This is a genomic window from Mesorhizobium sp. M0062 (assembly GCF_040323125.1).
Taxonomy (GTDB): domain Bacteria; phylum Pseudomonadota; class Alphaproteobacteria; order Rhizobiales; family Rhizobiaceae; genus Mesorhizobium.
The window spans coordinates 1-21201 of the sequence record NZ_JAMYUO010000019.1; the positions used below are offsets into that span (position 1 = coordinate 1).

The following is a 21201-nucleotide window of genomic DNA, read 5'->3' on the forward strand; positions in this document are numbered from 1 at the left end:
AAACCCCCCCCCCGGCCCCACCCACCCCCCCCCCCCACCCCCGCCCGGCGCATCCCCCCCCCCCCCCCCCCCCCCCCCCGGGGGGCCCCCCCGGTCCAGTCAAGGATGATTATCAGTCCTTGGAGACGAAGCGGGACGGATGGATGTCCATCACATTGTCATCGAAGCCATGCAGCTTCGAGGAGACGATATCGTGGAAGCTGTAGTAGAGAAGCGGAATGTTGCCGACGTCATCGACAAGGATGCGCTCGGCCTCAGTGAGGTCCTTCATGCGCTCTTCCGGCTTGCCGCCGGCAGCCGCGGCCTTGTCCATGGCCGCCTCATATGCCGGGCTAACGTAGTTCGAATAGTTGTTGCCGCTGGCCTTGCGGGTGATGCCGAGGAAGGTCTCGGGATCCTTGTAGTCGGCGATCCAGGCGGCACGCGCCACGTCGTAGTTGCCCTTCTGCTCGAGGAAGGAATAGTGGGTCTTGGTATCGGTGTTGAGCAGCGTGATCTCGACGCCAAGCGGCTTCAACTGTTCCTGGATGGCAACCGCGGTGTTCTTGTGGTTTTCCGAGGTGTTGTAGCGGATCTCCATCTTCAGCGGATGCTCGGGCGTATAGCCGAGTTTCTCAAGGATCTTCTTGGCGGCGTCCTCGCGGTCGATCTGCGGCATGTCGGCGTATTTGGCCATTGCCGGCGTGTAGCCGGCGATGCCCGGAGGCACCATCGAATAGCCAGGCAGCATGGAATTCTGCCAGACCTTTTCGGCCAGGAAGTCGCGGTCGATCGCCATCGAGATGGCGTTGCGCAGCTCGACATTGTCCCAGGGCGCCTTGTCGGTCTTGATCGCGTAATAATAGGTGCCGAGATACGGTCCGACGCGGACCTGATCGCCGAACTTGGTCTTGAGGTCAGCGAGCTGTTCGGTCGGCAGGTCGCCGTAGCTGTCGAGTTCGCCTGCCTCGAAGCGCTTCATCGCCGAAGAGCGGTCTTCGGTCGGGATGTAGTTGACGACGTCCATCTTGACGGTCGCGGCATCCCAGAATTTCGGATTCTTGACCAGCTTCATGTGGTCGTTGGGAATCCACTCGGCCAATGTATAGGCGCCGTTCGAAACGAGATTGCCCGCCTTGATCCAGTCGGCGCCGAGCTTGTCGATCGAGGCCTTGTTGACCGGGTAGGTAGCCTGGTGGGTCAGCATCTCCAGGAAGTATGGCGTCGGCGCCTTCAGCGTCACTTCCAGGGTGTTGGCGTCGATCGCCTTGACGCCCATGTCCTCGGGCTTGCCTTTCTTGGTGTTGACTTCCTCGGCGTTCTTCACGGGATAGAGCATGGAAGCGTATTCGGCGGCGGTCGCCGGATCCTCCAGCCTACGGAAGGAATAGACGAAATCGTCAGCCGTCACCGGGCTGCCATCCGACCACAAGCCGTCCTTGCGCAGCTTGAAGGTGTAGACGGTGCCGTCATCCGATACCGTCCAGCTTTCGGCGGCGCCCGGGATGAGGTTCGTCTTCTGATCGTGCATGACCAGTCCCTGGAACAGGTCGCGTATGATATCGGCTTCGTAGACGGTCGAGGTCTTGTGCGGATCGACCGTCTCCGCTTCGGCGGCGCTGCCTCTGTTATAGACGGTCTCGGCAAGGGCCGGCGTCAGGAACGTGCCTGCGGCAAAGGTCATGGTCGCGGCGACAAGCGTCGCCTTCAGCATATTTTTCAGCATGAAGTCTCTCCCTGTGGCGCTGCCCATCGGCTGCGCCTTACGAGTGTTGACGCCCCGGAACCGATTTCTGGCCCCTTCGAGCGCGCCGCCGGTTCCCGTTCCGGCAGCTGGTGGCAGGAGACTAGACAGACGGAAATATTATTTCAACCGAGTCTTGCTTGACGCTAAGTGAGCATCCTCACCCTAAACCAGCCATAGCTAATCTATATTACCAGGTTCAATTGGGTGCAGCTTGCGGTTGTCCTGCAATTTTGCAATTTGCCCTCAGCAGTTGTCATTAGCGCAACCATCTGGAAACATTCCAGGAATGCAGTTCGTGGCGAAGCTCAACGAAAGTACCTAAGAAGCCCGAAAATGAAAAACGTGGCGCCGGTGACGTTGCGCGGATCACTCGGCACGGTTGCATGCGGACTCGATCTTTTGAAGCCGGACGGCGTCCCTGAAAGATCAGCCAACCTTGCCGACAAACCAGCCCAGGGCCGGCAGCAACAGCCCCTCCTCCTGCAGGACGGCACCGCCACCCAGAGCGATCGCCTCGACAGGCTGGAGATCCGGCGGCAGCCGCCAGTCGGCCGGCTTGTCGGCGAAATTGAAGACGCAGAGCAATATCTCGTCCTCGCCCTGCCGGATGAAGGCAAGGACATCGCCGTCGGTATCGAGAAAGCGGATCGGGCCCTTGACCAGCGCCAGATGCGCCTTGCGCAAGGCGAGCATCGTCCGGTAGCCGGCGAGCACGGACTTGTCGTCGGCGTTCTGGATATCGACCGCCCGAGCGCGGTGGCTTTCCGGCACCGGCAGCCAGGGTTTTCCCGAGGAAAAACCGGCATTGTCGGCGCCCGCTTCCCAGACCATCGGTGTGCGGCAGCCGTCCCTGCCCTTTACCCCCGGCCAGAAACGGATGCCGACGGGATCGCGCAGATCCTCGAAGGTCAGTTCCGCCTCCTCCAGCCCAAGCTCTTCGCCTTGGTAGAGACAGATCGAGCCCCGCAGGCAGGAGAGCAAAGCGATAGCGAATGTCGCCACCGCATCTGGATCGCCGCCCGGCCGCGTCCAGCGGCTGACATGGCGCACGACATCGTGGTTGGAGAATGCCCAGCAGACCCAGCCGTCGGCGACAGCTGCCTCGAAGGCCTCGACGCAGCCGCGCACATGGGCGGCTGAGAATTGCTGACCGAGCAGGTCGAAGGTGTAGCACATGTTGAGCTTGTCGCCGCCGGATGTGTAGGCGGCCAGCGTCTGCAGCGAACGGCCTTCGTCGCCGACCTCGCCGACACTGGCGCGGCCGTCATATTCGTCGAGCAAAGCGCGGAAGCGCCTGAGGAAACCGAGGTTTTCCGGTTGCGTCTTGTCGAACAGATGCTCCTGGAAGAGATAGGTGTTGGTTTCGCCATTGGTGCCGCCGACGCTCGACGCCAGCGGCGGATTGCTGCGCAGCCAGCGGTCGTGGACATAGTAGTTGACCGTATCCAGGCGGAAGCCGTCGACGCCGCGCTCGAGCCAGAACCGCACCGTCTGCAACAACGCGTCTTGAACCTCAGGATTGTGGAAGTTGAGGTCCGGCTGCGAGGCGAGGAAATTGTGCATGTAGTATTGCCGGCGGGTCGCGTCCCACTCCCAGGCCGGGCCGCCGAAGACCGACAGCCAGTTGTTGGGCGCGTTGCCGTCCGGCCTGGTGTCGGCCCAGACATACCAGTCAGCCTTGGGATTATCCTTGCTGGCACGGCTCTCTACAAACCATTCGTGCTTGTCGGAGGAGTGCGACAACACCTGATCGATGATCACCTTCAGGCCGAGCCTGTGCGCCTCGGCAACCAGCGCGTCAAAGTCGCCGAGCGTGCCGAACATCGGATCGACCGCCTGATAGTCGGAGACGTCGTAGCCCATATCGGCCATTGGCGATTTGAAGAAGGGCGACAGCCAGACGGCGTCGACGCCGAGCGAGGCGACGTGCGCCAGCCGTGAGGTGATGCCTGAGAGGTCGCCGCTGCCGTCGCCGGTGGAGTCCTGGAAGGAGCGAGGATAGATCTGGTAGATGACGCAGCCGCGCCACCAGTCGGCGCTCTGTTCGGGTCCCGGCTGGGCATTGTCGTCGGCCATCACGGACCCTTCCTGGCGCGGGCCTTTGCGGTCCGGCGCTCGATCATGAAACTGACACTGCGGCCGGGCAGCGGCCACGCGAGGTCGACCGCTTGCGCTTCAACAGCCGGCTGCCATTCAAACCCTTGCCGCGCGGGCAGCGTGAAGACGCATTGGCGGCGATCGCCATTGACGATCACAGCCAGGCGGCCTTCCCCGCCATCGCCGAGCAGCATGACGAGGCGATGGCGCGAGCCATCGTTCCAGTCGGCTTCGCCGAGCGGCGCGCCGGTCTCGGTCAGCCAGGCGACGTCGGGCGTTTCAGAACCGGCCGGCGGCTCTCCGGTCAGGAAGCGCGTATCGGAAAGCGCCGGCACCGCGCCGCGCAGAGCTGCGAGCGCGGACACATGGGCTTCCAGCCCGACGTCGCGCCTGGCCCAGTCGAGCCAGGTGATGGCGTTGTCCTGCGCATAGGCGTTGTTGTTGCCCCCTTGCGTGCGGCCGAATTCATCGCCCGCCGTCAGCATGATGGTGCCGCGCGAGGCAAACAGAGTGGCGAGCAGCGCGAAGCGATCATGGGAACGGGCCTCGGCAATCGCCTTGTCCGAGGTTTCGCCCTCGACGCCGTTGTTCCAGGACAGGTTCTCATTGTGGCCGTCGCGGTTCTTCTCGCCATTGGCTTGGTTGTGCTTGGCTTCATAAGCGACGATATCGGCCAGCGTCATGCCATCGTGCGCGGCGATGAAGTTGACCGTGCGGCTGGCGGATTGGCCCTCCCTGCCGAACACATCGGAGGAGCCGGCGAGCCTTGTCGCCAGCGCACCGACCGTGCCGGCATCGCCGCGCCAGAAGCGCCTGACGTCGTCGCGGTAGCGGTCGTTCCATTCGAGGTAAGGCGGCCGGAAATTGCCGAGCTGATAGCCATTCGGGCCGATGTCCCAGGGCTCGGCGATCAGCACCCTGTCGGCAAGGATGGGATCGGTTGCGATGGTTTCGAGCAACGGGGCTGCCGGATCGAATGCGCCATCGACGCGACCGAGGACCGGCGCCAGGTCGAAGCGGAAACCGTCGACGCCGGCTTGGCGGACGAAATGGCGCAGCGTGTCGAGTACCATGTCACGAACGACCGGATGGTCGCAGGCGATGGTATTGCCGGTGCCGGTATCGTTGGCCAACCTGCCGTCCGGCTCGCTGCGGTAGTAGGCTTGATTGTCGAGGCCGCGCAGCGACAGCGTCGGCCCGAGCCGGTCACTTTCGCCGGTATGATTGAAGACGAGATCGAGGATGGTGCCAATGCCAACCCTGCGCAGCACCCCCACAGTATCGCGCAACTCGGCGAGGCCGCCGGGCGCCAGGCGCGGGTCGAGCGCCATGAAGGTGACTGGGTTGTAGCCCCAGGCATTGCTGAGGCCCAGCGGCGGCAAATGGCGCTCGTCGACCCATGCCGTCACGGGCATCAGCTCAACGGCGGAGACGCCGATCTTCTTGAGATGTTCGACGATAGCCGGATGGGCAAGGGCTGCAATGGTGCCGCGCTGCGCTTCGGGCACGTCCGGATGCAGCCTGGTGAAGGAGCGGACGTTCAGTTCGTAGATCAGGCCGCCTGGCTGGAACAAAGGCGGCTTGGCCGGCAGCGGCTTCGGTTGAGCCCGCGCGATGGTCTTCGGCATCAGTGGCGCGGTGTCGGCGCCTTCGTTGCGCCGGGCGGCAAGCCGCCAATGATGCTGGTAGGGCCGGTCTATCTCGACGGCGTAGGGATCAGTGAGCAGCTTGTCGGGATCGAACCACAGCCCGCGCTCCGGCGCATATTCGCCGTCGGCGCGAAAGCCGTAGCGCGTACCCGCGGCAAGGCCGGCGACGAACAGCGCATGGACGCTCTCGCCTTCCGGCTGAAGTTCGAGCCGGTCGATTTCACGGGCGCCGGTGTCGTCGAAGATCGACACCCACAGGCGCCGCGCGGATGACGACCAGGCGGCGAAGCGGATGCCTTCGGGAGTGACGGTTGCGCCGAGCTGGGTCATCGGCGCATCCTCCACTCTCCCCCTTGTGGGGAGGGTCGCGAACGAAGTGAGCGGGGTGGGGGTCGGCGCGGGGAAAGCGCTTTACGAGCACCCCCAACCCGATCCGCTGCGCGGATCGACCCTCCCCACAAGGGGGAGGGTAAAGACGTCACCACCCTCAAGTAATCACGCTCGGCTTGTTGCGCCCGGTGTGGCTCTTGATCCCGGCGATATCATCGGCAGCCGCGATCAGGTCAGCGAGCGCCTCTTGCGTGTCGAGATCATGCCGCGCTCTGTCCGGCTCGTAGCGCTCGATGTAGACGCGCAGCGTAGCACCCGACGTGCCGGTGCCGGACAAACGAAACACGACACGCGAGCCGCCTTCGAACAGGATGCGGATGCCTTGGTTCTTGCTCACCGAACCGTCGACCGGATCGTGATAGGCGAAGTCGTCGGCATTGGCGATCTTCAGGCCGCGCACGCTGGTGCCGGGCAGCGAGGTCAGCTTGGCGCGCAACTCGTCGACCAGGGCGTTGGCGCGCTCGGTTTCGACCTCCTCATAGTCATGACGTGAATAGTAATTGCGGCCGTAGGTCGCCCAATGTTCGGTGACGACGTCCTTGCAGCTTTCGCCGCGCACGGCCAGGATGTTCAGCCACAACAGCACCGCCCACAGCCCGTCCTTTTCACGGACATGGTTCGAGCCGGTGCCGGCGCTTTCCTCGCCGCAGATCGTTGCCATGCCGGCATCGAGCAGATTGCCGAAGAACTTCCAACCGGTCGGCGTTTCGTAGATGCCGATGCCGAGCTTTTCGGCGACGCGGTCTGCCGCGCCGCTGGTCGGCATCGAGCGGGCGATGCCTTTGAGGCCGTCCTTGTAGCCCGGCGCCAACTGCGCATTGGCGGCAAGCATGGCCACCGAATCCGACGGGGTGACGAAAATGCCCTTGCCGATGATCAAGTTGCGGTCGCCGTCGCCGTCGGAAGCGGCGCCGAAATCGGGCGCATCCGGTCCCATCATCTCGTCATAGAGATGCTTGGCGTGGACCAGGTTCGGATCCGGGTGATGGCCGCCAAAATCCGGCAGCGGCTTGTAGTTGCGGCAGGTGCCATTCTCCGCGCCGAGCCGGCGCTCGAGGATTTCCTTGGCATACGGCCCGGTGACCGCATGCATGGCGTCGAAGCGCATGCGGAAGCCGTATTTGAAATTGGCGCGGATGGCGTCGAAGTCGAACAGGCTCTCCATCAATTCGGCATAGTCGGTGACCGGGTCGATAATCTCGACCGCCATGCCGCCGGCGGTCACCGTGCCGATCTTGTCGATGTCGATCTGGTCGATGTCGGCGGTCTTGAAGCTCGAAATCGTCTTGGTCTTTTCGAAGATCGCGTCGGTCAGCTTTTCCGGCGCCGGGCCGCCATTGCCGGCATTGTACTTGATGCCGAAATCCTCGTGCGGGCCGCCCGGATTGTGACTGGCCGACAGGATGATGCCGCCGAAGGTCTTGTATTTGCGGATGACATGCGACGCCGCCGGCGTCGACAATATGCCGCCCTGCCCGACCATCACCTTGCCGAAGCCGTTGGCCGCCGCCATGGCGATGGCGTTCTGGATGACCTCGCGGTTGTAGAAGCGGCCGTCGCCGCCGATCACCAGCGTCTTGCCCTCAAAGCCCTCCAGCGCGTCGAAGATCGACTGGATGAAGTTCTCGGCATAGTGCTCCTGCTGAAAGACAGGCACCTTCTTGCGCAGGCCGGACGTGCCGGGTTTCTGGTCGAGATAGGGTTTGGTGGCGACGGTCCGGATCATGCTTCAGGCAACCCTTTTCGAAAGCAGCAGGCGGTAGAGTTCAACGTATTTGTCGGCGCTCTTGTCCCAGGAGACATCGGCCTTCATGCCCTGGCGCTGGATCTGTTCCCAGACGGCCGGGCTCGAATGCGCATCGACCAGCCGGCGGATGGCGTGCAGCATGGCGCCGCCACTATTGGGCGCGAACTGGAAGCCGGTGGCGACACCGGCCGAGATCGCTGCTTCATTGGCGTCGATGATGGTGTCGGCAAGGCCGCCGGTGCGGGCGACGACCGGCACGCAGCCATAGCGTAGGCCGTAAAGCTGGGTCAGCCCGCAAGGCTCGAAGCGCGACGGGATGACGATGGCGTCGCAGCCGCCCTGCATGGTGTGGGAAAGCCCCTCGTCATAGCCGACGACGACGCCGACACGGCCGCGATGGCGGGCGGTGGCAGCCAGCAGCGCGCCTTCCAGGCCGGCGTCGCCTGAGCCGAGGATCGCCAGCCGCGCGCCGGTGGCGACGACGCCGTCGACCACAGCCGCCAGTATGTCCATGCCCTTCTGCCAGGTCAGCCGGCTGACGACGCAGACGATCGGACTGTCGTCGCGCTCGAGGCTGAAGCGGTCCTCGACAACCGCCCGGTTGGGAAGCCGAGCCTTGAGCGTCGCGGCGGAGTAGGCCGACACCAGATGCTTGTCGGTCTCCGGGTTCCAGATGTCGGTGTCGATGCCGTTGACGATGCCGTAGAGGTCGGAAGAGCGCATGTTGATCAGGCCGTCGAGGCCCATGCCGAATTCCGGCGAGCGGATTTCCTGGGCATAGGTGGGGCTCACCGTGGTGATCGCCCAGGCCGCCTGCAGGCCGGCCTTGAGGAAGCCGACGCCGCCATAGTATTCTACGCCGTCGAGCGCCATCGCCGCGGCCGGCAAGCCGAGCTCGCCAAAAATGCCGGCGCCGAACTGACCCTGGAAGGCAAGGTTGTGAACCGTGATCAGCGACGGCACGCCGACCGCCTTGCCGTAGCGCATATAGGCCAGCGTCATCGCCGACTGCCAGTCATGGGCGTGGACGAGATCCGGCTGGTAGCCGGAAATGGCGCCGCCGGCGATATCGCCACCGACCTGGCTCAGCGCAGCAAAACGCCGCCAATTGTCGGGCCAATCGGCGCCGGCCGCATTGCCGTAAGGGCCGCCGGGACGGTCGTAGAGATGCGGCGCGTCGAGCACGAACAGGTCGAGCCCGGCGATCTTGACGGCATGGACCGAAGCCTTGCCGCCCTGCAGCAGCGGGTATTGGTAGACAGCCTTCTTTTTCTTGAAGGCGTCCATCACCTGGGGAAAGCCGGGGATGAGCGTGCGCATGGTCACGCCCTTGGCGGCCAGCGCGATCGGCAATGCGCCGGTCACGTCGGCAAGTCCGCCGGTCTTGATCAGCGGGAATATCTCGGGCGTGACCGACAGAACCTGCATGCGTTTATGGTACCCCGTCTTACAGCTTCAGCTTGTCGATCATGTCCTGCGTGACCAGGCAGATGCCCTTTTCCGAAACCCGGAAACGCTTGGCGTCGAGAACAGGGTCTTCGCCAACCACCAGCCCTTCCGGTATCCTTACACCGTGGTCGATGACGACGCGCTTCAACTTTGCGTTCCGGCCGACATGAACGTCGGGCAGCATGACGACCTCTTCCAGCGTCGAATAGGAGTTGATGCGCGCGCCGGTGAAGATCAGGCTGCGCTTCAGCGAAGCACCCGAGACGATGCAATCGCCTGAGACCAGCGAGGAGACGGCCGAACCACGCCGGCCATCCTCGTCATGCACGAACTTTGCCGGCGGCTTCAATTCGGCATAGGTCCAGATCGGCCAGTCACGGTCGTAGAGGTCGAGTTCGGGGGTAATATCGGTCAGGTCGATATTGGCTTCCCAGTAGGCATCGACCGTGCCGACATCGCGCCAATAGGCCTCGTTCTCGGCAGTCGAGCGCACGCAGGATTTGGCGAAGCGATGCGCGATCGCCTTACCATGCTGGACGATGTAGGGGATGATGTCCTTGCCGAAGTCGCGGCTGGAGCCTGGCTCGGCCGCATCGCGGCGCAGCTGTTCCATCAGGAACTTGGTCTTGAAGACATAGATGCCCATCGAGGCCAGCGCGAATTCCGGCTTGTCGGGAATGCCGGGCGGGTCGGCGGGCTTTTCGACGAAGGCGATGATGTTGTCCTTGCCGTCGACATGCATGACACCGAAGCCGGTCGCTTCCAAGCGCGGCACTTCAAGGCAACCGACAGTGACATCGGCATTGGCATCGACGTGCTGGCGCAGCATCAGCTCGTAGTCCATCTTGTAGATGTGGTCGCCGGCCAGGATGACCATGTATTCGGGGCCATAGGCCTCGATGATGTCGATGTTCTGGTAGACGGCGTCGGCCGTGCCTTCATACCACTGGGTTTCCGAGACACGCTGGGAGGCCGGCAGGATGTCGAAGCTTTCGTTCCGCTCCGGGCGCAGGAAGTTCCAGCCGCGCTGCAGGTGGCGGATCAGCGAATGCGCCTTGTACTGGGTGGCGACACCGAGGCGGCGGATGCCGGAATTCAGCGCATTGGACAGCGCGAAATCGATGATGCGCGTCTTGCCGCCGAAATAGACAGCCGGCTTGGCCCTGCGGTCGGTCAATTCCTTGAGCCGGCTGCCGCGGCCGCCGGCCAGCACATAGGCCATGGCATCGCGCGCCAGCGGCTGGGTTCTCTTCAAGTCTGCCATTTTTACCCTCCCAAATTACCAGTCTGGAGCATCGCCCGGTCCGCAACGAGTCGACGGACCTAATCCGAAACGAGTTGACGGATCTAGTCCGCAACGAGTTGACGGACCTAGTCCGCAACGAGTTCAAGCATGATCGTCGACAGCGGCGGCAAAAGCATCGTTGCCGAAATGCCTCCTCCTTCCGCCCTGGCTTCGACCACACCGCCATTGCCCTTGCCCGAACCACCGTAGTCCGAAGCGTCGGTGTTGATGATTTCGCGCCATTTGCCGACCTTGGGCAATGGCACGCGATAATTGTCGCGCGGCACTGGCGTGAAGTTGGAAATGACGGCGATCGGGTTGCCGCCGGGCGCGCTGCGCAGCCAGGCGAAGACCGAGTTTTCCTTGTCGTCGACGATCAGCCAGGAGAAGCCGTCCGGCTCGCAGTCGCGTGCATGCAGCGCCGGGCGCGAGCGATAGAGATAGTTGAGGTCGCGCACCGTCTGCCAGACGCCGCGATGCGGGTGGAAGTCGAGCAGGTTCCAGTCGAGCCCGCGCGCCTCGCTCCACTCGCGGCGCTGGGCGAATTCCTGGCCCATGAACAACAGCTTCTTGCCGGGATAGCCCCACATGAAGGCATAGAAGGCGCGCAAAGTCGCGAACTTCTGCCAGTCGTCGCCGGCCATCTTGCCGAGCAGCGTGCCCTTGCCGTGCACGACCTCGTCATGGGACAGCGGCAGCACGAAATTCTCGGAAAAGGCGTAGGTCAGGCCGAAGGTCAGGTCGTTGTGGTGATGTTTGCGGAAGATCGGCTCCTTGGCGAAATACTCCAACGTGTCGTGCATGAAGCCCATGTTCCATTTGAAGCCGAAGCCCAGCCCGCCTTCATGCACCGGCGCCGAGACCTTCGGCCATGAGGTCGATTCCTCGGCGATGGTCATCACGCCGGGATGGTGGCCGTAGACCTCCTTGTTCATCTTCTGCAGGAAGGAGACTGCTTCGAGGTTTTCGCGGCCGCCCTTCTCGTTGGGGATCCACTCGCCGGCCTTGCGCGAATAATCGAGGTAGAGCATCGAGGCCACCGCATCCACGCGCAAACCGTCGACATGGTATTTCTCGGCCCAGAACAGCGCGTTGTTGACGAGGAACGACACCACCTCGCGGCGGCCGAAATTGTAGATCGCGGTGTTCCAGTCGGGATGAAAACCCTTGCGCGGATCGGCATGCTCATAAAGCGCTGTGCCGTCGAAATTGGCCAGGCCATGCGCGTCGACCGGGAAATGCGCCGGCACCCAGTCGAGGATGACGCCGACGCCGGCGCGGTGCGCACCGTCGACGAAACGGGCGAAGCCGTCGGGGTCGCCGAATCGCGCCGAGGGGGCATAAAGTCCGGTTGTCTGATAACCCCATGACGGGTCATAGGGATGTTCGGAGATCGGCAGGAACTCGATGTGGGTGAAGCCGGTCTCGACAGCATAGGGGATGAGCTGGTTGGCGAGTTCGTCCCATGACAGGAAGCTGCCATCATCGTGCTGCTGCCACGAACCGGCATGGACCTCGTAGATCGATATGGCTTCGCGCCGCGGATCGGCCTTTCGCCAGTAATTGCGATGCGCCTCGTCGCCCCATTCATGCGCCGGCGGCACCGCCGTCACGGATGCTGTGGCCGGGCGCAGTTCAGACTTGAAGGCGAACGGATCGGCCTTGAGCGGCAGGCGCACGCCGTCGGGGGCAATGATCTCGTATTTATAGGGGTGGCCGGCGCCGATATCGGGAATGAACAGCTCCCAGATGCCGGTGTCGCGGCGGTCGCGCATCGTGTGCCGACGGCCGTCCCATTCGTTGAAGTCGCCGACCACCGAGACACGCCGCGCATTGGGCGCCCAGACGGCGAAGTGTACGCCGGAGGCGCCCTCGTGATCGATGAGATGAGCGCCGAGCTTGTCGAACAGCCTGAGATGCGACCCTTGGGCGATGTAATAATCATCCATCGGGCCGAGTACCGGGCCGAAGGAATAGGGATCGGTCAGCCACCAGTCGCCGCCGGCATTCTTGGCGTGATACCGCAGCGGCTGGCGCTTCTTGATCGACAGTCTGCCTTCGAAGAAACCGGCGTCGTCGCGCCGCGTGAGTTCGCCGGCGTTCTTGCCGGCCAGCGTGTATGCGGTGACGAACTCGGCATTGGGGACGAAGCAGCGGGCAACCAGGCTCTTGCCGGCATCATGCACGCCCAGGATTGCAAAAGGATCGCCATGCGTGCCTGCAACAATTGCGGCGACATCGCCGGCTGACGCCAGCCCGTCCGACCCGCTCGTCGTCGCGGTCGCGCGCGGTTTCTTCATCAGGCGGTGTCCCTCCCTGGGAACCAGTTCTTGTGCACAAGACCCATTGTCGTGGCCTCATGCAATCATATCAGGCGGGCACGTTCCAGATTTCTTTCGCATATTGGCGGATCGTGCGATCGGAAGAGAACCAGCCGACGCGGGCAACGTTGCGGATAGCGCGCGCGTACCAATCGGGGCTGTTGCGCCAGACGGCGTCGACATCGCGCTGGGCGGCGGCATAGGCGTCGAAATCCGCCGCCACCATGAACCAGTCGCTGTTGTAGAGACCGTCGACCAGCTCGCGGTAGCGATCCGGCTGGTCGGGCGAGAACACGCCCGACGATACTGCGGCAACAGCCTGCGCCAATTCAGGGGAGCCCTCGATCACGGCGCGCGGGTTGTAGCCATTGCTGCGCCGCTCGGCGACTTCCGCCGTGCTCAGGCCGAAGATGAAGATGTTGTCGTCGCCGACGCATTCCTTGATCTCGACATTGGCGCCGTCGAGCGTGCCGATGGTCAAGGCGCCGTTCAGCGCGAACTTCATGTTGCCGGTGCCCGACGCCTCCATGCCAGCAGTCGAAATCTGCTCGGACAGGTCGGCGGCCGGCATCATCACCTCGGCCAGGCTGACATTGTAGTTCGGCACGAACACCACTTTCAGCAGCCCGCGCACCGACGGGTCGCTGTTGATGACCTTGGCGACGTCGTTGGCCAGTTTGATGATCAGCTTGGCATTGTGGTAGCTGGGCGCCGCTTTGCCGCCGAAGAATTTGACGCGCGGCATCCAGTCCTGCTCGGGATGCGAGCGGATCTGGTCGTAGAGCGCGATCGATTCCAGGATGTTGAGCAGCTGGCGCTTGTATTCGTGGATGCGCTTGACCTGGATGTCGAACAGCGCCGACGGGTCGAGCTTGATGCCGAGCCGGTCTGCGACCAGATTGGCGAGCTTGACCTTGTTGGAGCGCTTGACGGCGGCGAACTTGTCGCGGAAGGCGGCGTCGCCGGCAAAGGCTTCGAGCCCCTTGATGGCGTCGATGTCGTCGAGGAAACGGTCCCCGATCGCCGCGCGGGTGAGCGCGGTGAGGCCCGGATTGCACTGGATCAGCCAGCGCCGTGGCGTGATGCCGTTGGTCTTGTTGTTGATGCGATCGGGATAGAGCTTGTGGAGATCGGCAAACACCGTCTCCTTCATCAGTTCGGTGTGCAACGCCGACACGCCATTGATCGAGTGCGAGCCGACAAAGGCCAGGTTACCCATGCGCACGCGGCGGTCGCCATTTTCCTGGATCAGCGAGATGCGGCTGATCTGCTCATTGGAAAACTGGTTGGTGGCGCGGGCCTCAAGCAGCACCTGAGCATTGATGGCGTAGACGATCTGCATGTGGCGCGGCAAAAGCCGTTCGAACAGCGGCACCGGCCAGCTTTCCAGCGCTTCTGGCAGCAGCGTGTGGTTGGTGTAGCCGAAGGTGCGCTTGGTGATGTCCCAGGCCTGGTCGAAATCCATGCCATGGACGTCCATCAGCAGGCGCATCAGCTCTGGCACGGCGATCGCCGGATGGGTGTCATTGAGATGGATCGCCGCCTTGTCGGGCAGCGAGGCGAGATCGCCATACTGGCTGAGATGGCGCTGGACGATGTCCTGCAGCGATGCGGTGGAGAAGAAATATTCCTGCCGCAGCCGCAGTTCCTGGCCGGCCTTGTGGGAATCGGCGGGGTAAAGCACGCGCGACAAGGCATCGGCCTTGTTGCTTTCGGCCAGCGCGCCGATGTGGTCGCCGGCGTTGAACTTGTCGAGCAGGATCGGATCGACCGGCATGCCGGACCAAAGCCGCAGCGTGTTGACGCGGTTGGCCCGCCAGCCAACCACCGGGGTGTCGTAGGCGACGGCCTGGACATGCTCGGTCGGCTTCCAGACGTGACGTTCGAGCCGGCCATCCTTGGAGGTGATCGATTCCACCGAGCCGCCGAAGCCGACTTCGAAGGCGCGTTCGCGGCGCTCGAACTCCCAGGGGTTGCCGTGGTCGAGCCAGGTTTCGGGCAGTTCGACCTGCCAGCCGTCATGGATCTCCTGGCGGAACATGCCGTTGGCGTAGCGAATGCCGTAGCCATGCGCGGGAATGTCGACGGTCGCCATGCTTTCCATGAAGCAGGCGGCGAGCCGGCCGAGACCGCCATTGCCGAGCGCTGCATCCGGTTCGAGCCCGGCGATGAGGTCGAGGTCGACGCCCAGCGACTTGAGCGCTTCTCGCATATTGTCCATCAGGCCGAGATTGGAGAAGGCATCGCGCATCAGCCGGCCGATGAGGAATTCGAGCGACAGGTAATAGACGCGCTTTTCCTGCTGGGCGTAGGCCTCCTGCGTCGCCTGCATCCAGTGATCGACGATGCGGTCGCGCACGACCTTGATCGAGGCTGTCAGCCAATCATATTGCGTGGCAACGGAGGTGCCTTTGCCGACCCGGTATTTGAGAGCCAGCAAGACTTCGTCGGCCAGCGTCTTGGGATCGGGTATTTCGAGATCGGGGGCTTTGGCTGTCATTGTTCGCGTCATACTGCCTCTCGTGATCGTGCTGCGATCATACCGGCTTTCGCTCTCAGTCCCAGCCTATCCTAGTGCATCGCAACATACGTTCAATCGATTTAGACCAGCATGCCGCCAGTTCCCCTGCGGCAATTTATCCGTCGAGCGGATCAGGCAGCGAGTGCAGCCTCCGGCGGAACCTTCGCTCCCGTCATGAAGGCGACGGCGTCGGACATGGTATATTGCTTGGGATCGATGACGCAGAGGCGGCGACCCAGCCGATGGATATGGATGCGGTCGGCAACCTCGAAGACATGCGGCATATTGTGCGAGATCAGCACGATCGGCAGGCCTCGTTTCTTGACGTCGAGGATCAGTTCCAGCACGCGGCGGCTCTCCTTGACGCCGAGTGCGGCGGTCGGCTCGTCCATGATCACCACGCGGCTGCCGAAAGCAGCGGCGCGCGCCACCGCCACGCCCTGGCGCTGGCCGCCCGACAGCGTTTCCACCGCCTGGCTGATGTTCTGGATGGTCATCAGCCCAAGCTCGGTGAGCTTGTCGCGGGCGCGCTTTTCCATTGCGGGCCGGTCGAGCATACGAAGCCAGTCGCCGAGGAAGCCGGGTTTGCGGATCTCGCGGCCCAGGAACATGTTGTCGGCGATCGACAGGGCCGGCGACAAAGCCAGGTTTTGGTAGACCGTCTCGATGCCCGCCTCGCGCGCCTCCATGGGCGATTTGAAAGCGACAGCCTTGCCTTCAAGACGGATCTCGCCTTCGTCGGGCACGGCGGCGCCGGAAATCGCCTTGATCAGCGATGATTTGCCGGCGCCATTGTCTCCGATGACGGCCAGGATTTCGCCGGGGTAGAGGTCGAAGTCGGCATTGTCGAGGGCGGTGACACGGCCATAGCGCTTGATCAGGCCGCGCGCGGTGAGGATGGGTTCCACGGTCATGCCGAAACCTTTCTGATCCATTGGTCGATCGCCACGGCGCCGATGATCAGCACACCGGTGAGCAGCACCTTCCATTGCGGATCGGCGCCCAGCATGTTGAGGCCCATCGAGACGACGCCGACGATCATCGCGCCGAAAAGCGTGCCCAGAATTGAGCCGCGCCCGCCGAACAGTGAAATGCCGCCGATCACCGTCGCGGTTATCGCCTGCAGGTTGTAGTCGGTGACGGCGGCTGACGGCGAGATCGAGCCGTTGCGGCCGATGGACACCCAGGCAGCGAAAGCGGCGATCAACCCGGCAAGGGTGTAGACCGTCATCAACACCTTCTTGGTCTGGATGCCAGACAGCTTCGCCGCCTCCTGATCATCGCCAACGGCGTAGACATGGCGGCCCCAGGCGGTGTGATTGAGCACGTACCAGAGGATCAAAACGAGCACGACCGTGGCGATGACGCCCAGTGTCAGCACCGCCGTGCCGATCTTGAAACTCAGGGCAAAGAGATGCAGCAGCGGCGCCTGGGCGTCGACGTCGGTATCGCGGATCGTCTCATTGGCCGAATAGATGAAGTTCGTCGCCATGACAATGTTCCAGGTGCCGAGCGTGACGATGAACGGCGGCAGCTTCATGTAGGCGACCAGCAAGCCGTTGAGCAGGCCGCAGGCTGCGCCGGCGGCAAGCCCGATGGGCACTGCGAGCACGGCCGGCATGCCGTAGCTGACCGCGCAATTGCCCATGATCACGGCCGAAATCACCATGATCACGCCGATCGACAGGTCGATGCCGGCGGTCAGGATGACCAGTGTCTGCGCGGCACCGAGGATGCCGACGATGGCGATCTGCTGCAGGATCAGCGTCAGCGTATAGGATGAGAAGAAACGCCCGCCAATGGCGATGCCGAAAATGACGATCGACAAGACCAGCACAATCAGCGGCACCGCCGCCGGCGTGGAGTGCAGGAAATGCTGGATCCGCTTGACGGCCGATTTGTGCTCGTCAAAGGCGGCAACGCTTGTGTCGCTGCTCGAGAGAACCTTCTCGAATTCCTGTGCTTGAGCCATGTTTCCTCCCCTGGGCTTCAGCTCCATGCCGATACCCGCTCGCGCCTGTCCGGTCTGCTGCCGGGATTATTCGCGTGACGCATCGTCCACCCGAAGCGGCCGGGGATCAAGCCCCCGGCCGTCAGCTTGCCGCTGGCTGTCAGGCAGCCATCAGCCCCAGCACTTGGCGAGGCCTTCCTTGGTGTCGATCGACTTCACGCCATTGGCCGGCTTGTCGGTGACGAGGTTGACGCCGGTGTCGAAGAAGTTCTTGCCTTCGGTCGGCTTCGGCTTGGCGCCGTCCTTGGCGAAGGCGGCGATCGCCTCGATGCCGAGTGCCGCCATCTGCAGCGGGTATTGCTGCGAGGTGGCGCCAATGACGCCTTCGGTCACCGACTTCACGCCGGGGCAGCCGCCATCGACCGAGACGATCAGCACCTGGCTTTCGAGACCGACCGCCTTGAGCGCCTGGTAGGCGCCGACAGCGGCGGGCTCGTTGATGGTGTGGATGACGGTGATGGAGTTGTCCTTCTGCAGAAGGTTTTCCATCGCCTTGCGGCCGCCTTCTTCATTGCCGTTGGTGACGTCGTGGCCGACGATGCGGGCATCGTCCTCATCGCCGATCTTGTTGGGATCCTTCACGTCGATGCCGAAGCCCATCATGAAGCCCTGGTCGCGCAGCACATCCACGGTCGGCTGTGAGGGGGTCAGGTCGAGGAAACCGATCTTGGCGTCCTTGGCCTTGTCGCCGAGGGTCGCGGCTGCCCAGGCGCCGATCAGCTTGCCGGCTTCCAGATTGTCCGTCGCGAAGGTCGCGTCGGCGGCATCGATCGGGTCCAGCGGGGTATCGAGCGCGATCACCAGCAGGCCGGCGTCACGCGCCTTCTTCACCGTCGGCACGATGCCCTTGGTGTCGGACGCGGTGATCAGGATGCCCTTGGCGCCGTCGGCGATGCAGCTTTCGATCGCCGCCACCTGGCTCTCGCTGTCGCCGTCGATCTTGCCGGCATAGGTCTTGAGGTCGACGCCAAGTTCCTTGGCTTTGGCGGTCGCGCCCTCCTTCATCTTGACGAAGAAGGGGTTGGTGTCGGTCTTGGTGATCAGGCAGGCGCCGACGCCGGCGGCCGATGCTGTCGAAGCAAACGCCATCAGGCCGAGGCCCGCCGCGGCGAACACGGTGGACTTCAATAAAGCTTTGGTCACGATCTTCCTCCCATGGAACCATGCGGATGCCGCCAACCGGCATCTTGAGCGCATCCACTGAAGTTCTCCCAGTGTGGACGCGCCCTCAAATGACACCAGCGGGAGCCGCCTGTCAATAATTAAATCACTCTTATTTATTATTGACAGCTTTGCGCGGTTCACTCATTCTGCCGCAAAAGCAGTAAGAATAAACCAAGGGAAGGAACAAGGGTGGAGACCGGCATTGCGAGGCACGGTTCGCCCGAGGCGGCCGCCAGCCGTCTCCACCGTGGCACCAACCAGAGCGGCATGCGCGACCACAATGAGCGGCTGGTGCTGTCGTTGGTTCGCCAGCACGGCAGCTTGGCCAAATCAGACATTGCGCGCATGACCGGGCTTTCAGCGCAGACCGTCTCGGTCATCATGCGCGAACTGGAGGAAGACAGCCTGCTGCTGCGCCAGGCGCCGTTGCGCGGCAAGATCGGCCAGCCCTCCATCCCGATGGCGCTGAACCCCGAAGGCGCCTTCTTCATCGGCCTCAAGATCGGCCGCCGCAGCGCCGAACTGGTGCTGATCGATTTCCTCGGAACTGTGCGTTCCATGCTGCAGCACTCCTACCGCTATCCGGCGCCGCGCGAGACGGTTGAGTTCGTCACCGAAGGCATGAAGACGATGCGCGCCGAACTGACACCTGCGCAGGACAAGCGCATTGCCGGGCTCGGCATCGCCATGCCGTTCGAACTGTGGAACTGGGCCGACACCGCCGGCGCGCCGCGCGACATCATGGACGAATGGCGCCATCGCGACATCCGTGCCGACATCCAGGCGCAGTGCGAATTCCCGGTCTATCTGCAGAATGACGCCACCTCCGCCTGCGGCGCCGAACTGGTGTTCGGCCAGACCGGCGGGGCGCGCGACTTCGTCTATTTCTATATCGGCGCCTTTGCCGGCGGCGGCATCGTGCTCAACGGCCGGCTGTTCGGCGGGCCAACCGGAAATGCCGGGGCGCTGGGTTCGATGCCGGTGCCGGGGCCGGACGGCAAGCCGACGCAGCTCATCGACGTCGCCTCGATCGCCATGCTGGAAAAGGCGCTTAACGCACGCGGCGTCGAGGCTTCGCATCTGTGGACGTCGCCTGAGGATTGGGGCGAGATCGGTCACGAGCTCGACGACTGGATCGCCAATGCCGCTCAGGCGCTGGCCTATGCCATCGTATCGGCGTCCTCGGTGATCGATTTCGAGGCCGCGGTGATCGACGGCTGGATGCCGCTCGCTGTCCGGCGCCGGCTCGTCGATGCGATCAGGCAGGCGATCGGTACGATCGATGGCGAAGGGCTGAAGCTTCCGGTGGTGCGCGAAGGCACCGTCGGCATCCATGCCCGCGCGCTGGGCGGCGCCAGCCTGCCGCTGTCCGAACGCTTCCTCATCGGTTCGACCACGATTTCCAGGAGCATCTGAATGCTGATCGGTATTCCGTCGCTGCTCGGTCCGGAGCTTCTGGCGACATTGCGCGCCATGGGCCATGGCGACGAGATCGCGCTCGTCGACGGCAACTATCCGGCGGAAGAACAGGCAAACCGGCTGATCCGCGCCGACGGTCTTCACCTCATACCGGTGCTTGACGCCATTTTGAGCGTGCTGCCGGTGGACGACTTCGTGCCGGAAGCGCTGTTTCGTGCCTCGGTAAAAGGCGATCCCTCGGTCGCCGATCCGGTCCACCATGAAATCGAAACGATCTGCACCAGGCGCGCGCCGGGCCGCAAGGTGGTTGCGCTGGCGGGCGCCGACTTCTATGCACGCGTCCGGTCGGCATATGCGATCGTCGGGACCAGCGAACCCCGGCTCTACGCCAACATCATCATCCGCAAGGGCGTGATCTATCCGCCGGAGAACAAGAAATCATGATCCTCTGCTGCGGCGAAGCCCTGATCGACATGCTGCCGCGCACCACGACACAGGGCGAGCCGGCCTTTGCGCCCTATGTCGGCGGCGCGGTGTTCAACACGGCGATCGCGCTTGGCCGCCTCGGCGCGCCCGCCGGCTTCTTTTCCGGCCTGTCGTCGGATCTGTTCGGCGGCCAGTTCCGCGAGGCGCTCGGCGCAAGCAAGGTCAGCTCCACCTATGCGCACACCTCCCCTCGCCCGACCACGCTCGCCTTCGTGCGGCTCACCAACGGCCAGGCGACCTACACTTTCTACGACGAAAACACCGCCGGGCGCATGCTGACGACAGAGGATCTGCCGAAACTGGGCGCCGAGATCGAAGCCATGCTGTTTGGCGCCATCAGCCTGATTTCGGACCCGGCGGGTGCTGCCTACGAAGAATTCATGAAACGCGAGCACGAACGCCGCGTCATGATGCTCGACCCCAACATCCGGCCGAACTTCATCCCCGACAAAGCCAAGCACCTCCGGCGCATCCGCTCGATGATGGCGATGGCCGACATCGTGAAGCTATCGGATGAGGATCTGCACTGGTTCGGCGAGGCCGGCTCGCATGAGGACGTCATCCGCAACTGGCTGGATCGCGGCCCGAAGCTGATCGTCGTTACCCACGGCAGCGAAGGTGCCGTCGGCTACAGCAGGGAACACAAGGTCACGGTGATGCCGCATAAGGTGGAGGTGGTCGACACGGTCGGCGCCGGCGACACTTTCAATGCCGGCATTCTGGCCTCGCTGCACGAGCAAGGCCTGCTCACCAAGGCCGGGATCGGCGGCCTTTCGGAGGACGCCATCCGTCAGGCGCTGGCGCTCGGCGCCAAAGCGGCGGCGGTGACCGTGTCGCGGGCCGGCGCCAACCCGCCCTGGCGGCACGAAATCGCCTGATCCACGCTTAGTCCGCCGCCAGCCGCTGCAAGCAGCCGATCACTTTATGTTTCCGCGA

At 63.5% G+C, this 21201-nt stretch carries 13 protein-coding genes and 1 pseudogene; 3 read left to right on the forward strand and 11 right to left on the reverse strand.

What is annotated here, in order from left to right; all coding sequences use genetic code 11:
• Positions 1–364: 364 nt before the first annotated feature.
• The 11 genes and pseudogenes from NKJ64_RS20935 to NKJ64_RS20985 all read right to left on the reverse strand — a co-directional run.
• Positions 365–1732, reverse strand: a pseudogene (locus tag NKJ64_RS20935) (peptide ABC transporter substrate-binding protein); the annotation flags it as partial.
• Positions 1733–2152: 420 nt separating this feature from the next.
• Positions 2153–3802: a beta-galactosidase BglA gene (gene bglA / locus NKJ64_RS20940; protein ID WP_352463255.1), complete on the reverse strand. Its 1650-nt coding sequence runs from the start codon at positions 3800–3802 to the stop codon at positions 2153–2155.
• Entirely contained in the window at positions 3802–5802 is a 2001-nt protein-coding gene (gene glgX / locus NKJ64_RS20945) for a glycogen debranching protein GlgX (protein ID WP_023754826.1), read from the reverse strand. The genes bglA and glgX overlap by 1 nt, the downstream gene beginning before the upstream one ends.
• A 157-nt stretch (positions 5803–5959) precedes the next feature.
• Positions 5960–7588 (reverse strand): alpha-D-glucose phosphate-specific phosphoglucomutase, encoded by a 1629-nt coding sequence (locus NKJ64_RS20950; protein ID WP_023754827.1) that lies wholly within the window; start codon positions 7586–7588, stop codon positions 5960–5962.
• A gap of 3 nt (positions 7589–7591) precedes the next feature.
• A complete protein-coding gene (gene glgA / locus NKJ64_RS20955; protein WP_023692759.1) occupies positions 7592–9037 on the reverse strand; it encodes a glycogen synthase GlgA in 1446 nt (481 codons plus the stop codon).
• Positions 9038–9056: 19 nt separating this feature from the next.
• The gene (glgC, locus tag NKJ64_RS20960) at positions 9057–10322 is read right to left on the reverse strand and encodes a glucose-1-phosphate adenylyltransferase (protein ID WP_023715696.1); all 1266 of its coding nucleotides are present in this window, start codon (positions 10320–10322) and stop codon (positions 9057–9059) included.
• Between the two features lie 107 nt (positions 10323–10429).
• Positions 10430–12643 (reverse strand): 1,4-alpha-glucan branching protein GlgB, encoded by a 2214-nt coding sequence (glgB, locus tag NKJ64_RS20965; protein ID WP_023805743.1) that lies wholly within the window; start codon positions 12641–12643, stop codon positions 10430–10432.
• Between the two features lie 70 nt (positions 12644–12713).
• Positions 12714–15176: a glycogen/starch/alpha-glucan phosphorylase gene (locus NKJ64_RS20970; protein ID WP_023826765.1), complete on the reverse strand. Its 2463-nt coding sequence runs from the start codon at positions 15174–15176 to the stop codon at positions 12714–12716.
• Positions 15177–15316: 140 nt separating this feature from the next.
• Positions 15317–16099 carry an ATP-binding cassette domain-containing protein gene (locus NKJ64_RS20975; RefSeq protein ID WP_023670726.1) on the reverse strand — a complete coding sequence of 261 codons (783 nt, stop codon included), beginning with the start codon at positions 16097–16099 and terminating at the stop codon, positions 15317–15319.
• Positions 16096–17157 (reverse strand): ABC transporter permease, encoded by a 1062-nt coding sequence (locus NKJ64_RS20980; protein ID WP_023670725.1) that lies wholly within the window; start codon positions 17155–17157, stop codon positions 16096–16098. Before NKJ64_RS20980 ends, NKJ64_RS20975 begins: the two co-directional genes overlap by 4 nt.
• A gap of 150 nt (positions 17158–17307) precedes the next feature.
• Positions 17308–18285: a sugar ABC transporter substrate-binding protein gene (locus NKJ64_RS20985; RefSeq protein ID WP_081725578.1), complete on the reverse strand. Its 978-nt coding sequence runs from the start codon at positions 18283–18285 to the stop codon at positions 17308–17310.
• A 264-nt stretch (positions 18286–18549) separates the two neighbouring features.
• On the opposite strand from NKJ64_RS20985, the gene NKJ64_RS20990 reads away from it, so the two are divergent.
• From NKJ64_RS20990 to NKJ64_RS21000, 3 genes are read left to right on the forward strand one after another with little or no spacing between them, the layout of a single operon-like run.
• Positions 18550–19776, forward strand: coding sequence for an ROK family transcriptional regulator (locus NKJ64_RS20990; protein WP_023702241.1), 1227 nt, complete (start codon positions 18550–18552; stop codon positions 19774–19776).
• A complete protein-coding gene (locus NKJ64_RS20995; RefSeq protein ID WP_023684581.1) occupies positions 19777–20223 on the forward strand; it encodes an RbsD/FucU family protein in 447 nt (148 codons plus the stop codon).
• Positions 20220–21143: a carbohydrate kinase family protein gene (locus tag NKJ64_RS21000; RefSeq protein WP_023684582.1), complete on the forward strand. Its 924-nt coding sequence runs from the start codon at positions 20220–20222 to the stop codon at positions 21141–21143. Before NKJ64_RS20995 ends, NKJ64_RS21000 begins: the two co-directional genes overlap by 4 nt.
• Positions 21144–21201 lie beyond the last annotated feature (58 nt).

Excerpts from the sequence above, each read along its gene's own strand:
- glgC (WP_023715696.1), bottom strand. The coding sequence starts at position 10,322 with ATGGCAGACTTGAAGAGAACCCAGCCGCTGGCGCGCGATGCCATGGCC.
- NKJ64_RS20995 (WP_023684581.1), top strand. The coding sequence starts at position 19,777 with ATGCTGATCGGTATTCCGTCGCTGCTCGGTCCGGAGCTTCTGGCGACA.
- NKJ64_RS21000 (WP_023684582.1), top strand. The coding sequence starts at position 20,220 with ATGATCCTCTGCTGCGGCGAAGCCCTGATCGACATGCTGCCGCGCACC.
- bglA (WP_352463255.1), bottom strand. The coding sequence starts at position 3,802 with ATGGCCGACGACAATGCCCAGCCGGGACCCGAACAGAGCGCCGACTGG.
- NKJ64_RS20980 (WP_023670725.1), bottom strand. The coding sequence starts at position 17,157 with ATGGCTCAAGCACAGGAATTCGAGAAGGTTCTCTCGAGCAGCGACACA.
- NKJ64_RS20975 (WP_023670726.1), bottom strand. The coding sequence starts at position 16,099 with ATGACCGTGGAACCCATCCTCACCGCGCGCGGCCTGATCAAGCGCTAT.
- glgA (WP_023692759.1), bottom strand. The coding sequence starts at position 9,037 with ATGCAGGTTCTGTCGGTCACGCCCGAGATATTCCCGCTGATCAAGACC.
- glgX (WP_023754826.1), bottom strand. The coding sequence starts at position 5,802 with ATGACCCAGCTCGGCGCAACCGTCACTCCCGAAGGCATCCGCTTCGCC.
- glgB (WP_023805743.1), bottom strand. The coding sequence starts at position 12,643 with ATGAAGAAACCGCGCGCGACCGCGACGACGAGCGGGTCGGACGGGCTG.
- NKJ64_RS20985 (WP_081725578.1), bottom strand. The coding sequence starts at position 18,285 with ATGGCGTTTGCTTCGACAGCATCGGCCGCCGGCGTCGGCGCCTGCCTG.
- NKJ64_RS20950 (WP_023754827.1), bottom strand. The coding sequence starts at position 7,588 with ATGATCCGGACCGTCGCCACCAAACCCTATCTCGACCAGAAACCCGGC.
- NKJ64_RS20970 (WP_023826765.1), bottom strand. The coding sequence starts at position 15,176 with ATGACGCGAACAATGACAGCCAAAGCCCCCGATCTCGAAATACCCGAT.